The sequence below is a fragment of the Nocardia alni genome (genome assembly GCF_019038435.1).
In the GTDB taxonomy this organism is placed as follows: domain Bacteria; phylum Actinomycetota; class Actinomycetes; order Mycobacteriales; family Mycobacteriaceae; genus Nocardia; species Nocardia alni.
Map to the genome: position 1 here is coordinate 43,926 of NZ_JAGPOX010000022.1, position 13,900 is coordinate 57,825.

Genomic DNA, 13,900 nt, shown 5'->3' on the forward strand with positions numbered 1-13,900 from the left:
TCTAGGGCGGTAGCCTGGTTGTCTTCCTCCTCGAAAGGTCAAAGGAGACTTGGATGACCACACAGGAGCCCGGGCCACCGGGCGACGCGCTCCGGCTGGACGGCGTCACGCTGGAGTTCGCCGGAAGTCATCGACCCGCCATCAGGGATGTGTCGCTGCGCGTCGCGCGACGAAAGCTCGTCGCGATCATCGGCCCGAGCGGCTGCGGGAAGAGCACGATCCTCAATCTCGCGGCCGGACTTCTCGCGCCGACCGAGGGGACGGTCTACTTCGACGACGAACCGGTCACCGCGCTCAACCCGGCGGCCGCGTACGTCACGCAGCAGGCGAACCTGCTGCCCTGGCTCAGTGTCCGGGCGAATATCGGGCTGGCACTGAAGTTCCGCCACGTGCCCAAGGGCGAGCGCGACGACCGGATCAACCACTGGATCAAGGTGGTCGGGCTGACCGGCTTCGAAAACCATTATCCGCGTGAGCTTTCCGGAGGGATGCAGAAGCGGGCGTCCATCGCGCGGGCGCTGATCTACGACCCGTCGATCGTGCTGATGGACGAGCCCTTCGGCCCGCTGGACGCGATCACCCGGCTGCGGCTGCAGCAGGATCTGCTGGATCTGTGGCAGGAGCAGCGCGGCACGCTGATATTCGTCACCCACGACCTCAACGAAGCCATCTACCTGGCCGACGAGGTCGTGGTGATGTCCCGGGGGCCGGGCACGGTCCGGGAAGTCCTGCAGGTGCCCTTTTCCCGCCCGCGTGATATCGGCTCGCTCGTCGAATCGCGGGAATTCGCCGATCTGTACAACGAGTTGTGGGGTCTGTTCAAGGCGGAACTCGACCACAACGAGGCCGCGTGACCATGATCATCGACTCTCACGGTCGTTTCACGACGGCTCCGCGGGCGCTCGGCAAGTGGCGTGAACGCCAGATCAGGGCCTTCGAGTCCTCCCGGTTCCGGGTGCTGCCCAATGAGTTCATCGTGGACGACGACGAGGAGATCGTTGCCGCGATCGAGCGGGGCGGACACGGGCGCGGTATCGATCTGACGCTGCTGTCGCTCGGTCCAGATACGTTCGGCCATAGCGGTGACGAGATCACGAACCTGCAGTGGGCGGAAGTGAGCAATGAGCTCATTTCCCGTGTGTGCGGCCTGTTTCCGGGCCGGTTCGCTGGCGTGTGCCGACTTCCGCAGACATCCGGTGACGCGCTCGAGTCATCGATCCGCCGCTCGGCAGAAGAGTTGGAGCGGTGTGTGACGGAGCTGGAATTCGTTGGCTGCCTGCTGGAGCCAGATCTTTCGGACGGCTCTCGGCAGGCGCCGCCGCCGACCGACGAGGTCTACTACCCGCTCTACGAGAAGATGGTCGAACTCGACGTGCCCGCAACGGTTCTCGGCGATGACGCAGCGGCTTTGGCGCAGCTGCGCGGGTCCACGCTGTTCGCGGATTTCCCGGCGCTGCGGCTGATCCTGCCGCACGGCGGCGGAATGCCGTCTCAGGGCCGTCCGCTCGGGGAAGCGTTGCCACGCAACGTCTTCTTCGGAACCGGCGTTCAGGACAAGCGCGAAATGGAACTGCTCATCGACATCGTTCCCGCCGAGAATGTGCTGCTCGTCTCGGACATGGCCGACACCGGGGGCGCGGACCGCCGGGTTGACGACGCGAAGGCGATCCTCGACTCCATCGACTCGATCTCCGACCACGACCGCTCGGCGATCTACGGCGCTAACGCGTTGCGGGTATTCCCGCGCCTGGATCGACTGCCGCGCAACGGGATAGACGAGCTCGCACGCACCGCGCACGGACAGGACCTCTGACATGGGACTACGTAAGAGAGGGAGCCCGCCGACCCGACGGCCCGCGCTGTGGACTCCGGATCTGCTGGCGAAGATCGAATGGCGTGTGCAGAGCGCGGCCATCCCGTTCCGCGGTCTGTCCACCAAGGGCGGTCTGCGCCGCGGTCTGTATCCGCTGACGAGTACGGGCGTCGACATCACCGGCATCCGTCGCGCCGCGGTGGACTATCTCGCGGCCCTGAAGCCCGAACAGCTTGCCGAAGCACGGTTTCCGATGCACGACGTGTCGTGGCGGCACTGGGGCAACGGCGCTCGGTACTTCCTGCGGCACGGAATCTGCCTGGAGGACCTCGGTGAGCACCAGCGTGAGCTGGCGCTGGATGTGCTGCGCCGCAGTCTGAGTGACGCCGGATATCAGCAGATGATCGATCTGATGCGGCTCAATCTGACCATCGGGGAGTTGCGCGGCGAGACCGACGAGCTCAACGAATGGCTGTACTGGTTCAGCGTGTACGGCGAACCGGGGCAGGGGCGGCCGTGGGGCTGGCAGCTCGACGGGCATCACGTGTGCGTCAACTGCGTCTTCGTCGGCGACCAGATGGTGCTCACACCGAGCTTTCTCGGTGCCGAGCCGGTGGTCGCGGAGGGTGGGAAATTCGCGGGCACCACGGCGTTCCGTGCCGAGGAAGCGTTGGGGCAACGGCTGTTCGCCGGCCTCGACCCGGCCAGACAGCGCAAGGCGACCATCGCCGAGGGGCTGCCGGAGGACCTGTTCGTCGGCGCGTTCCGGGACAACTTCGAGCTGAACTACGCGGGCATCCCGTTCGGCGAGCTCACCGAGGACCAGCACGCGATGGCGGTCGACCTGCTCGACCTGTACGTGGGCCGCGCCAATCCCGGCCACGCGAAGGTACGCCGGGACGAGGTGCTCGCGCACGCCGACGAGACCCACTTCGGGTGGGTCGGCGACGCCGACGGCGTTTTCTATTACCGCGTGCACAGCCCGGTGATCCTCATCGAGTTCGAGCATCAGGCCGGCGTCATGTACGACAACGACGTGCCCACGCGCCGGCACATCCACACGATCGTGCGGACGCCCAACGGAAACGACTACGGCGCGGATCTGCTGCGCCAGCACCACGAGCGCCATCATCACCACCACGGACACGGTGAACCGAGGAGCGGACGATGAGGGTCGTACTGAAGCGGGACGATCTCGCCGCCGTGGCGGGGACCGCGATCATCAGGGTGGGCACGGAGTTCGAACGACTCGAGATCACGCCCGTGGACAAGGCCGCCCGCGACTTCGTCGCCGGCGAGCCCATCGATGTGTGCGAGATTCCCGTGGTGACGTTGCTGCGGGCGATCGCGGCGGGCGAGCCGGTGGCGCTGCTGCCGGTCACGGCGCTCGGCCGGATCGCCGCCGAGATTCCCGAATCACCGGATGCGGCAGAGGAATTCGGGCCGATAAACCATGTCGTCGGCGTGCGCGTGACGGCCGCTGCGGAGCATCCGGAGACGGTCCTGGCACTCTACGACGCGCTGAGCGAGGCCGCCGCGGCTACCGGCCCGGCCCCGGCCCCGGTCGAGGTGAACCCGGTCGGGTTCGCTGCGCTACGCGGGCCGGTGACGGATGCGGCACGCCAGGCATATGAGCACGATCTACTCTCGCGCCCTATCGAATTCGACGAACTGATCGAGCGCACGTGCGGGGCGCTCGGCGTTCGGGCGTCGCGGCTCGGCGGCTGAAACACAACGAAAGGCCGGCCTCATGGCCATCATCGATATGACGAGGCGACGACGTCCGAGATCCAGGATCGTCCGCCTGGGCACCGTGTTTCCCGTGGTGCTCGCACTGTGCTCGGGTCTGCTCGCGGCCTGCGGTTCCGGCGACGCCGACGGTCTCACGACGGTGACCGTCGGCGTCGCCAACACGATCTTCGACGCGCCGGTGCGAGTGGCCGACGCGAAGGGGTACTTCCGCGCGGCGGGATTGAAGGTCAAGTTCGTCGACCTGCCCTCGTCGCTCGGCGCCGCCGCGCTGGAATCGGACTCCGTGCAGTTCCTCAACTCCAGTCCGACGGCGTTCATCAACGCCGTCAACCGGAAAATCCCGCAGCTCGCCGTGCACATGGACGGCGCCGGCTCACCGCTGGGCCTGATCGTCAGCACGAAATTCGCACAGGCGCACCACCTCACCGCAGACACCCCGCCCGCGGATGTGGCCAAGGCGTTGCGCGGATCGGTGGGCGGCGCGAGTTCGGCCACCACGAAGGGGCAGGCGGGAATCTTCCTGCGAGAGTATGGCGTTTCGCCGAACACCATCCGGTACGCGTCGCTGCCGAGCCCGGCGGCCGACAAGGCGGCGCTGAGCAACAACCAGATCGACTGGTTCGTCACCTCCGAACCCACTCCACTGGCGGTGCAGGCCGACGGTGACGGGATCGTCGTGGCCGGGCCGGACACGGTGCCCGGGTGGTCGGTGGCCAATACCGGGTACGGCCAGATCGTCGCGGTGCGGCAGGACTACGCCGGCAAGAACGCCGGGATGGTGCGCCGGTTCGTGCAGGCGGTCCAGCAGGGCACCGCGTACATCCGCGGGCACGAGGCCGATGTGGTGGGCATCGTGAAGCAGACGTTCTCCGGCCTGGACGATTCGGTCCTGCTGGCGAGCCTGCGGCAGGTGGACTGGCCCGCGGACGGCGGGATGAGCGCCGACGGGTGGAACACCAGCCTGAAGTTCATCCATTCGACGAACGCCGTCCCCAAGAGCGCCGCGATCCCGCGAAGCAACTGGACCAACGAGTACCTGCCGCGGTGACGCCGCTACGGATCAAAGGAGAAACGTGATGGTGACAGCGACCGGAAATTCGGTCAGCGTGGCGGCAGGCGCCGAACCACGACGCCGGATCAGGAAAGGCTGGAGCAACGGGCGGATCGTGGCCGCGCGACTCGGCGTGATCGTGGTCTCGCTCGCCGTCTGGCAACTGGTCAGCGGGACGCTGATACCCACCTACGCCATCAGCGAACCGACCCAGGTGGCGGTGGCGCTGTGGAAGGTACTGGCGAGTTCGTCGGGGTGGCTGGACATCTGGACCACCACGATCGAGGTCGCCGTCGGATTCGGCCTCGGCGTCGCGCTCGGCACGGTGCTGGGGCTGGTGCTCGGCACATTCCCGGTCGCGGGCCGGATTCTGGAACCGTTGATCGCCGCGATCAACGGCATTCCCAAGATCGCGCTCGCCCCGCTGTTCCTGTTGTTCTTCGGCATCGGTGTGTGGTCGAAGATCACGATCGCCGCGATCGGCGTCGCGTTCGTCGTGTTCTACAACCTCTATCTCGGACTGCGCCAACGGGAACAGCAACTCGTGGAGATCGTGGAGCTGATGGGCGGCCGCGGATTCCACACGCTGATATACGTGACCATCCCGACGCTCGTGTCACCGTTCTTCGCCGCGCTGAAGGCGGGCGGGCCGCTGGCGATCCTCGGCGTCATCGGCGGCGAATTCATCGCCTCCACCCAGGGCGTAGGCCACGAACTGTTCAACGCCGCCATGGCACTGGACGCGCCGAGCGAGTTCGCGGGCCTGATCGTACTGGTCGTGATGACCCTGCTGCTCAACGGATTACTGACCCAGCTGGACAAGTTCGCACTCGCCCGGCTGGGTCTCACACCGCGGAAGAAGAAGGTCCGCTCCCGTTCGTGACCCACGACGACCAGCCTGTGTGGTGAACACGGCCGACACGTCCACGGCTGCGCCGGATGGAGGGTGCGCATCTGCTGCTCGTCGGCGTAGGGGAGCGCGATCGTGTTGTGGATTTGCCACGCCGACCACGGCCCGGGCGGGCGCAATTAGGACGGCGGGTTATCTGAGCATGCGCATGATCAGGGCGAGGTGGAGGCGGAAGCGGTTGTGGGGGGTGTCCAGGGGGAAGCCCAGGATGGATTCGGCCTGTTCCAGGCGGTAGGCGACCGTGCTGTGGTGGCGGTGGACGAGGGTGGCGGCCTTGCGGATCGAGTCGGTGGTGCATACGGCGTACAGGATGGTCAGGAGGTCCGGGCCGCCGGGTTCTGCGGCTATGCGGTCCAGGGCCGCGACGTCGGGGGAGCCGGCGATGTCCTGGGGGCGTAGGCGTTCGGCGAGGATCAGGAGGCCGCCCAGGTCGTCGGCGCGGACCAGGGGGTGTTCGGGGGTGGTCAGGCGCAGGGCGGTGCGTGCGTCTCGCCAGGAGTCGGTGGCCTGGATGGCCGGGAGGGCGGGGCCGAGGCCGAATCGCTGGCCGTCGAGGGGAATCGGTGGGGCGTCCGCCGGGAGCAGGGTCACCACGTGGTCGCCGATCGGGGCCGAGAGAGCGGGGGTGGACAGGGGACGGGTGGAGACGGCCACTCGGAGTAGAGAGGTGGGGCCCACGCCGAGCAGATGCAGGGCGCGCGAGCGCTCGGCGATACCGGCCGAGCCGGAGACGACCAGCTCGACGAGGGCCGAATCTCCCAGGGAAGGAAGGGTATTCACGGTTCTGTCGAGCAGGATCGAGCCGGACAGCGCCAGCCGTTCGAGCACCATCTCGTCGAAGGCCACCGTGCCGGCGGGGCGGGCCAGCCAGAACGAGGCATCGCCGGAGACCCGGATCTGCGCGCGGGGCGGCGGCTCGTGCACATCGATCGTGCCCGACGGGTCGGCCCGCAGGATCAGCCCACGCCCGGCCGCCTGGATGCCGACCGGGCATTCGGCCAGCGCCGCGGTATTGCGCAGCAGTGCGTTCAGGTCGGCCTTACTGCTCATGAGCGCGTCGAAGAATCCGATCACCCGCACGGCGCTCTCGGCGTCCGAGTCCAAGCCGGACAGCCGCAACAACAGGCCCTTCATGAATCGAGGCTACCGGTGTGTTCCCGCCGCGCGGCGGAATTCGCGCCACGGATCCCCGCCATCCGGCGGCTGCCCGGCGCCGGTGCGCTCGTGCATGCTGGAACGGTTCCACGAATGGAGAGGCCGCCGATATGACCGATAACGAATACGCGATCGACCCGGAGCTGTTGCCCTGGTTGTCGATGCTCCCGAAGATCGACCTGGCCGATATGAGCGCGGTCCGGGCGGGGATCGGCGAGCTGTCCAACGTGCTTCCGCCCGTGCAGGTCCCGGACGGCCTGGAGATTCGCGAGGTACGCATTCCCGGCCACGACGGGACCGAGGTGTATGCCCGCGTCTACGCGATGACAAAGGCGGGCAACGGACTTCGCAGCGGATACGTGCACATCCACGGCGGCGGATTCGTCCTGGGCGACCTCGACACCTTCGAGCAGTCGGCGGTCGACACTGCGGCGGCCTGCGACACCATCGTCGTCGCCCCCGACTATCGCCTCGCGCCGGAACATCCGTTCCCAGCCGGACTGGAGGACTGCTACGCCACCCTGAAGTGGCTCGCCGCCAACGCCGAGGACCTGGGCGTCGACCCAGCGCGGATCGCCGTCGGCGGCGAAAGCGCCGGCGGAGGACTGGCTGCCGCTGTCGCACTTCTCGCCCGAGATCGGCAAGGCCCGGCACTGTGTTTCCAGCAGCTCGAGATCCCCGAACTCGACGATCGCCTCGACACCCCGTCGATGCAGCGCTTCGTCGACACCCCGCTGTGGAATCGCCCTGCGGCCGAATGGAGTTGGAAATACTACCTCTCCGGCACCCCGGACGAACTGGGCCTGCAATACGCCGCCCCCGCCCGAGCGCACGACCTCACCGGCCTCCCTCCCGCCTTCGTCTCGACCTGTGAATTCGACCCGCTACGCGACGAGGGCCTCACCTACGCCCAACGCCTCCTGGCGGCCGGAGTAAGCACCGAACTCCACCACTACCGAGGCACCTTCCACGGCTCGGAAATGGTCAGAGACGCCGCCATCAGCCGCCGAATGTCCGCCGACCGCATGAACGCCCTCCGCCGCGCCCTCGGCCCGGCCCCGAGCGACCGGCCCGCTGCCGAACGAGCCTGAGTACAGGCAGGCGACGATTCGGCACGGCGGCCTGGAGACGCACGAACAGGCATGCGGGACAATGGAATTCGTGCCGGGAAGCCGGTGCGGCGCTGGTCAGCTCCATAGGGTGACGTGAATCTTCGGGCGGAAGCGGGTTATTCCGACGCCGGAGCCGCGGATCATGGCTTGGGTGCAGCGGGGGGTGGTGATGAATCGGAGCAGTTCGGAGACGGCTGGTGGGCGTTGGTCGGTGGCGAGAGTCAGTGCGCACCATTCGTTTCCGGATTGCAGGCCGGGGGCGGTGAGGTGGATGAGCTGTTTGGTTGCCAGGTCGGTGGCTACGGCGAAACCGATGGTCAGGGTGACGCCGCCGTGGTGTCGGAGTTCTTCCAGTGCGGCGGCGTCGCTCTGGAAGATGCGCTGGCGGGATTCGGGGACGTGCAGGGTGCGCAGCATGGTGGCGATGGTGCCGTCCGCGCTGCCCGCGGCGGGGCCGAGCATCCAGTCGGCATCGCGGAGCTGCGCGGGGGTCGGGACGGTGCCTGCCAGAGGGCTGTCGGGGCGGGTGACGGCGATGATCTGGTATTTCAGGAAGGGCAGGGTCGCCAGTTCCGGGTCGGCGCTGTCACCGCGGGGGCCCAGGGCGATATCGACCGCGCGGGATTTGATCAGGGTGCGGAAGGCCGAGGTCGGGTGGACGCTGAGCTCGACCGACAGGTCCTTGGCACGGCCGGCGAACAGGTCGATGAGGCCGGGGGCCGCGTGTTCGGCGAAGGTGCCGGAGGCGGCGATGCGCAGCAGTCGTCGCCCGCGCGATGCCTCGCCGACCTCGATGGCGGTCTGGCGCTGCAATCCGAGTATTTCGATCGCGCGGCTGGCCAAGCGCAGTCCGCCCGGGGTGAAGGCGAGGCCGGAGGCGGTGCGGGTGAACAGCTGGTCGTCGAGCTCCCTACGCAACTGGGCGACATGCGTGGAGACACCGGCATCGGTCATGCCCAGCTGCTGTGCGGCGCCGTGGACCGAGCCGTGCAGCACCACGGCCGAATAGGCCCGGAGCTGAGCGGGAGTCACCTTTGAAGACTACTTTGGCAACGCGGGGGTGATACTTGAATTTCGACGGGGTGGTGCCGGTGTGTGGAGGCGCGAAATGCACGAGGATGCGCTCGTCGATCTGATGCGGATCTGGTCGGCCGGTGAGACCGCGGGTCTGGCGACGGTGGTTCGGACGTTCCGCTCGGCGCCGCGCCCGCCCGGAGCCTCGATGGTGGTGGCTCCCGACGGTACGGTCAGCGGTTCGGTATCCGGCGGCTGCGTCGAGGCCGCGGTGTACGAACTGGCCGGCGAGGCGGCCCGCACCGGACGGCCGGCGTTGCAGCGCTACGGCGTATCGGATGACGACGCGTTCGCTGTGGGTCTCACCTGCGGGGGCATCATCGACATTTTCGCAGAGCCGGTCTCGCGGCAAGGCTTTCCGGAGCTGGCCGCGATCGCCGACGATATCGGCGCGGGGCGCCCGGTCGCGATCGCGACGGTGGTCGCCCATCCGGACGCCCGATGGGTCGGCAGGCGCCTGATAGTCCGGCCGGACCGTGTCACGGGAACGCTCGGCTCCGCGCGTGCCGACGACGCGGTGGCCGACGACACGCGCGGATTGCTGGCCGCCGGACGCAGCGCGCCGACGACCTACGGTCCCGACGGTCAGCGCCGCGGTGAGGGAATGACGGTATTCGTGTCCGGACACGCACCCCGCCCACGTCTCCTGGTATTCGGCGCCATCGACTTCGCCGCGGCACTCGCGCGGCAGGGCTCGTTCCTGGGCTACCGGGTGACGGTGTGCGACGCGCGCCCGGTATTCGCCACCGCCGCCCGGTTCCCGACCGCCGACGAGGTGGTCGTGCAATGGCCGCATCAGTATCTGACGCAGGAGATCGCCTCCGGTGCAATAGATTCCAGGACAGTCGTCTGCGTGCTGACCCACGATCCGAAGTTCGATGTTCCCGTACTGGAGGTCGCGCTGCGCGCGCCCGAGATCGGCTACGTCGGCGCCATGGGGTCGCGGCGCACCCACGACGACAGGCTGGCCAGGCTGCGTGCGGCCGGTCTGACCGAGACCCAGCTGGCCCGGCTGGCGAGTCCGATCGGCCTCGACCTGGGCGGCCGCACACCGGAGGAGACCGCGGTATCGATCGCGGCCGAGATCATCGCCCGGCGCTGGGGTGGCGCGGGCCGCCCGCTCGCCGAGACCGGTGGCCGGATCCACCACGCGGCGGAGCGGTTAAGTGAACGCTTAACCCCTTCTTGACCAGCTAAAGGAGCAGGCTGACACTGAAATCCGGTCGGTTTTGTGAGGTGTCACATGCAAGTTCCCGGACCATTCGACTATGAACGCGCTACGGGTGTGGAACACGCTGTGGGCCTGCTGGAGCGGCTGGGGGAAGGCGCCCGTGTCGTCGCCGGCGGACACAGCCTGCTGCCGATGATGAAGCTGCGCTTGGCCAACCCGGAATACCTGGTCGACATCAACGATCTGGCCGGTGAGCTGGGCTACCTGGAGGTCGAACCGACCCGGGTGCGCCTCGGCGCGCTGGTGCGGCACCGGCAGGCGCTGGAATCGGAGGAACTCGCCGCGGTGTGCCCGATCTTTCGGGATGCCGAGCGGGTGATCGCCGATCCGGTCGTGCGCAATCGCGGCACGGTCGGTGGCTCGCTGTGTCAGGCCGACCCGGCGGAGGACCTCACCACGGTCTGCACGGTGCTCGATGCCACCTGTGTAATCCGCGGGCCGGAAGGTACCCGTCGTATCGCGATGCGCGATTTCCTGGTGGGTCCCTACGAAACCGCGCTGGCGTACAACGAATTGCTGCTCGGGATCGAGATTCCGCGGCGCGCGCGGACTTCCAGTGCCTACGCGAAAGTCGAACGCCGGGTCGGGGATTGGGCGATCGTCGCGGCAGGCGCGCGGGTGACACTCGCTCGCGGCGGAACCGTCGAAGACGCCGGAATCGGGCTGACCGCGGCGAATCCGGACACCGCGGCGTTGCTCGCGGCGAGCCGGGAATTGGTTGGCGAGGAACCGACCGAGACCACGATCGCCGAGGTGGGCCGCCGGGCGGGCGCCGCGTGCAGTCCGGTCTCGGATATGCGCGGAAGTGCGGAATACAAGCGGCATCTGGCCACGGAGCTGACGATGCGCGCGGTCCGCAGCGCCGTCGCGCGGGCCCGCGCCGCCGGTGAACGAGAAGGACAGTAATCATGCAGGTCAACATGACCGTCAACGGTGAGCCGGTATCGGCGGACGTGGAGCCGCGGATACTGCTGGTGCACTTTCTGCGAGACCACTTGCGGCTCACAGGAACTCATTGGGGTTGCGACACCAGCAACTGCGGGACCTGTGTGGTGAGCCTCGACGGCGAGCCGGTGAAATCGTGCACCGTACTGGCCGTCATGGCCTCCGGGCACGAGGTGCGCACGGTGGAGGGGCTGGCGTCGAACGGGCAACTGGATCCGATACAGGAAGGTTTCATGCAGTGCCACGGCCTGCAGTGCGGATTCTGCACCCCCGGCATGATGATCACCGCGCGGGCGCTGCTGGATCGCGATCCGAACCCCGATGAGCAGACCATCCGGGAGGCCATCTCCGGCCAGATCTGCCGGTGCACCGGGTACACCACGATCGTCCGGTCGATCCAGTGGGCCGCCGCGAGAGAGCGCGGTGAATCCGGCGCGGCGGCCCCCGAAACGGTCGGGAGCGCGTCATGACCGCCGTGGCGCCCCGTCCGGAGGATGTGGTCGACAACGACCACAAGCCGTGCGGTCACGGCCGGATGTTGCGCAAAGAGGATCCGCGCTTCATCCGCGGTCGCGGCAATTACGTCGACGACGTGCAGTTGCCCGGCATGCTGCACCTGGCGATCCTGCGCTCACCGTTCGCGCACGCTCGCGTCGTGAGCGTCGATGTGACTGCGGCCCAGGCGCATCCGAAGGTGAAGGCGGTTGTCACCGGTGCCGATCTCGCCGCGAAGGGCCTCGCCTGGATGCCCACGCTGTCCAACGATGTGCAGGCCGTGCTGGCTACCGACAAGGTGCGCTTCCAGGGCCAGGAGGTGGCGTTCGTCGTCGCCGAGGACCGGTATTCGGCGCGGGACGCCCTGGAGTTGATCGACGTCGAATACGAGCCGCTGCCGCCGGTGGTCGACGCGCGCACCGCGCTGGCCCCCGATGCCGCGCTCATCCGCGACGACCTCGAGGGCAAGACCGACAATCACTGCTTCGACTGGGAGACCGGTGACGCCGCCGCGACCGAGGCCGTCTTCGCCCGCGCCGACGTGGTGGTCCGGCAGGAAATCGTCTATCCCCGAGTGCATCCCGCGCCGATGGAGACCTGCGGCGCGGTCGCCGACCTGGATCCGGTCACCGGCAAGCTGACGCTGTGGTCGACCAGCCAGGCGCCGCACGCGCATCGCACGCTCTACGCGCTGGTCGCGGGACTGCCCGAACACAAGATCCGGGTCATCTCGCCCGATATCGGCGGCGGATTCGGCAACAAGGTACCGATCTATCCCGGCTACGTCTGCGCGATCGTGGGCTCGCTGCTGCTGGGCAGGCCGGTGAAATGGATGGAGGACCGCAGCGAGAATCTCACCAGCACCGGCTTCGCGCGCGACTACATCATGCTCGGCGAGATCGCCGCGACTGCCGACGGCCGGATCCTGGCCATCCGGACCAACGTGCTGGCCGATCACGGCGCGTTCAACGGCACCGCGGCCCCGGTGAAATACCCCGCCGGATTCTTCGGCGTCTTCACCGGCAGCTACGACATCGAGGCGGCCTACTGCAAGATGACGGCGGTCTACACCAACAAGGCGCCCGGTGGCGTCGCTTACGCGTGTTCCTTCCGGATCACCGAGGCGGTGTACTTCGTCGAACGGCTCGTCGACTGCCTGGCCCACGAGCTGGCGATGGACCCGGCCGACCTGCGATTGCGAAATCTCCTGCGGCCCGAGCAATTTCCATATCAGAGCAAGACCGGCTGGGTCTACGACTCCGGCGACTACGCCACCACCATGCGCTTGGCGATGGACATGATCGGCTACGAGGATCTGCGAAAAGAACAGCGCGACAAGCGCGAACGCGGCGAGCTGATGGGCATCGGCATGTCGTTCTTCACCGAGGCCGTCGGCGCCGGCCCGCGCAAGGATATGGACATCCTGGGCCTCGGCATGGCCGACGGGTGCGAACTGCGGGTGCATCCGACCGGCAAGGCCGTGGTGCGACTGTCCGTGCAGACCCAGGGCCAGGGACACGAGACGACCTTCGCGCAGATCGTCGCGGAGGAACTCGGCATACCGCCGGACGACATCGATGTGGTGCACGGCGACACCGATCAGACGCCGTTCGGGCTGGGCACCTACGGCAGCCGATCGACCCCGGTATCGGGCGCGGCGGCCGCGCTGGTGGCCCGCAAGGTGCGGGACAAGGCCCGCATCATCGCCTCGGGCATGCTCGAGGTCTCGGTGGCGGATCTGGAGTGGGAGAAGGGATCCTTCCACGTCAAGGGCGACCCGTCGGCCGCGGTCACGATCCAGGACATCGCGATGCGCGCGCACGGCGCCGGTGATCTGCCGGAGGGGATCGAGGGCGGGCTGGACGCCGAAATCTGTTACAACCCCACCAATCTCACCTATCCCTACGGCGCCTACTTCTGTGTGGTGGACATCGATCCAGGCACCGCGGTGGTGAAGGTGCGCCGCTTCCTGGCCGTCGACGATTGCGGGACCCGGATCAACCCCATGATCATCGAGGGGCAGGTGCACGGCGGCATCACCGACGGGATCGGCATGGCGCTGATGGAGTTCATCGGTTTCGACGAGGACGGCAACTGCCTGGGCGGATCGCTGATGGACTATCTGATCCCGACCGCGCTGGAGGTGCCGCACTTCGAGACCGGATACACCGTGACGCCGTCACCGCATCATCCGATCGGGGCCAAGGGAATCGGCGAGTCGGCGACGGTCGGATCGCCCGCGGCGGTGGTCAACGCGGTGGTGGACGCGCTTGCGCCCTTCGGGGTTCGGCACGCCGATATGCCGTTGACGCCGTCGCGGGTGTGGGAGGCGATGCAGGGGCGTCCGACTCCCCCCATCTGA

General features: G+C 67.8%; 13 protein-coding genes. 11 read left to right on the top strand and 2 right to left on the bottom strand.

The window, feature by feature from the left end; genetic code table 11:
- Nucleotides 1-53: 53 nt before the first annotated feature.
- Genes JZ791_RS11455 through JZ791_RS11480 form a run of 6 tightly spaced genes read left to right on the top strand, consistent with a single transcriptional unit; the run spans nt 54 to nt 5,499 of the window.
- Nucleotides 54-854 (top strand): ABC transporter ATP-binding protein, encoded by an 801-nt coding sequence (locus JZ791_RS11455; RefSeq protein ID WP_216894217.1) that lies wholly within the window; start codon nt 54-56, stop codon nt 852-854.
- Nucleotides 855-856: 2 nt separating this feature from the next.
- Nucleotides 857-1,813: an amidohydrolase family protein gene (locus JZ791_RS11460; protein ID WP_216894259.1), complete on the top strand. Its 957-nt coding sequence runs from the start codon at nt 857-859 to the stop codon at nt 1,811-1,813.
- Nucleotide 1,814: 1 nt separating this feature from the next.
- A complete protein-coding gene (locus JZ791_RS11465; protein ID WP_216894218.1) occupies nt 1,815-2,984 on the top strand; it encodes a DUF3500 domain-containing protein in 1,170 nt (389 codons plus the stop codon).
- Nucleotides 2,981-3,541, top strand: coding sequence for a hypothetical protein (locus tag JZ791_RS11470; RefSeq protein WP_216894219.1), 561 nt, complete (start codon nt 2,981-2,983; stop codon nt 3,539-3,541). The genes JZ791_RS11465 and JZ791_RS11470 overlap by 4 nt, the downstream gene beginning before the upstream one ends.
- A 22-nt stretch (nt 3,542-3,563) precedes the next feature.
- The gene (locus JZ791_RS11475; protein WP_216894220.1) at nt 3,564-4,613 is read left to right on the top strand and encodes an ABC transporter substrate-binding protein; all 1,050 of its coding nucleotides are present in this window, start codon (nt 3,564-3,566) and stop codon (nt 4,611-4,613) included.
- A gap of 28 nt (nt 4,614-4,641) precedes the next feature.
- Entirely contained in the window at nt 4,642-5,499 is an 858-nt protein-coding gene (locus tag JZ791_RS11480; RefSeq protein ID WP_216894221.1) for an ABC transporter permease, read from the top strand.
- Nucleotides 5,500-5,658: 159 nt separating this feature from the next.
- Here the strand turns inward: JZ791_RS11480 and JZ791_RS11485 are convergent, their stop codons facing one another.
- Nucleotides 5,659-6,660 carry a helix-turn-helix domain-containing protein gene (locus tag JZ791_RS11485; protein ID WP_216894222.1) on the bottom strand — a complete coding sequence of 334 codons (1,002 nt, stop codon included), beginning with the start codon at nt 6,658-6,660 and terminating at the stop codon, nt 5,659-5,661.
- 131 nt (nt 6,661-6,791) lie between these two features.
- Here JZ791_RS11485 and JZ791_RS11490 point away from each other — a divergent pair, with 131 nt between their 5' ends.
- Nucleotides 6,792-7,772 (top strand): alpha/beta hydrolase, encoded by a 981-nt coding sequence (locus JZ791_RS11490; protein WP_216894223.1) that lies wholly within the window; start codon nt 6,792-6,794, stop codon nt 7,770-7,772.
- A gap of 96 nt (nt 7,773-7,868) precedes the next feature.
- Here JZ791_RS11490 and JZ791_RS11495 read toward each other — a convergent pair whose 3' ends face one another.
- Nucleotides 7,869-8,825 carry a LysR family transcriptional regulator gene (locus JZ791_RS11495; RefSeq protein WP_216894224.1) on the bottom strand — a complete coding sequence of 319 codons (957 nt, stop codon included), beginning with the start codon at nt 8,823-8,825 and terminating at the stop codon, nt 7,869-7,871.
- 76 nt (nt 8,826-8,901) lie between these two features.
- Between JZ791_RS11495 and JZ791_RS11500 the strand changes: the two genes are divergently transcribed.
- From JZ791_RS11500 to JZ791_RS11515, 4 genes are read left to right on the top strand one after another with little or no spacing between them, the layout of a single operon-like run.
- Nucleotides 8,902-10,056 carry an XdhC family protein gene (locus JZ791_RS11500; RefSeq protein ID WP_216894225.1) on the top strand — a complete coding sequence of 385 codons (1,155 nt, stop codon included), beginning with the start codon at nt 8,902-8,904 and terminating at the stop codon, nt 10,054-10,056.
- A gap of 54 nt (nt 10,057-10,110) precedes the next feature.
- The gene (locus tag JZ791_RS11505) at nt 10,111-11,004 is read left to right on the top strand and encodes an FAD binding domain-containing protein (protein WP_216894226.1); all 894 of its coding nucleotides are present in this window, start codon (nt 10,111-10,113) and stop codon (nt 11,002-11,004) included.
- A gap of 2 nt (nt 11,005-11,006) precedes the next feature.
- Nucleotides 11,007-11,513: a (2Fe-2S)-binding protein gene (locus JZ791_RS11510; RefSeq protein WP_216894227.1), complete on the top strand. Its 507-nt coding sequence runs from the start codon at nt 11,007-11,009 to the stop codon at nt 11,511-11,513.
- Complete coding sequence (locus JZ791_RS11515; RefSeq protein WP_216894228.1) at nt 11,510-13,900, top strand: aerobic carbon-monoxide dehydrogenase large subunit; 2,391 nt, start codon at nt 11,510-11,512, stop codon at nt 13,898-13,900. The genes JZ791_RS11510 and JZ791_RS11515 overlap by 4 nt, the downstream gene beginning before the upstream one ends.

Bases quoted from the DNA above. Each gene is read 5' to 3' on its own strand.
- JZ791_RS11490 (WP_216894223.1), top strand. From the start codon at position 6,792: ATGACCGATAACGAATACGCGATCGACCCGGAGCTGTTGCCCTGGTTG.
- JZ791_RS11480 (WP_216894221.1), top strand. From the start codon at position 4,642: ATGGTGACAGCGACCGGAAATTCGGTCAGCGTGGCGGCAGGCGCCGAA.
- JZ791_RS11475 (WP_216894220.1), top strand. From the start codon at position 3,564: ATGGCCATCATCGATATGACGAGGCGACGACGTCCGAGATCCAGGATC.
- JZ791_RS11485 (WP_216894222.1), bottom strand. From the start codon at position 6,660: ATGAAGGGCCTGTTGTTGCGGCTGTCCGGCTTGGACTCGGACGCCGAG.
- JZ791_RS11465 (WP_216894218.1), top strand. From the start codon at position 1,815: ATGGGACTACGTAAGAGAGGGAGCCCGCCGACCCGACGGCCCGCGCTG.
- JZ791_RS11510 (WP_216894227.1), top strand. From the start codon at position 11,007: ATGCAGGTCAACATGACCGTCAACGGTGAGCCGGTATCGGCGGACGTG.
- JZ791_RS11470 (WP_216894219.1), top strand. From the start codon at position 2,981: ATGAGGGTCGTACTGAAGCGGGACGATCTCGCCGCCGTGGCGGGGACC.
- JZ791_RS11505 (WP_216894226.1), top strand. From the start codon at position 10,111: ATGCAAGTTCCCGGACCATTCGACTATGAACGCGCTACGGGTGTGGAA.
- JZ791_RS11500 (WP_216894225.1), top strand. From the start codon at position 8,902: ATGCACGAGGATGCGCTCGTCGATCTGATGCGGATCTGGTCGGCCGGT.
- JZ791_RS11460 (WP_216894259.1), top strand. From the start codon at position 857: ATGATCATCGACTCTCACGGTCGTTTCACGACGGCTCCGCGGGCGCTC.
- JZ791_RS11455 (WP_216894217.1), top strand. From the start codon at position 54: ATGACCACACAGGAGCCCGGGCCACCGGGCGACGCGCTCCGGCTGGAC.
- JZ791_RS11515 (WP_216894228.1), top strand. From the start codon at position 11,510: ATGACCGCCGTGGCGCCCCGTCCGGAGGATGTGGTCGACAACGACCAC.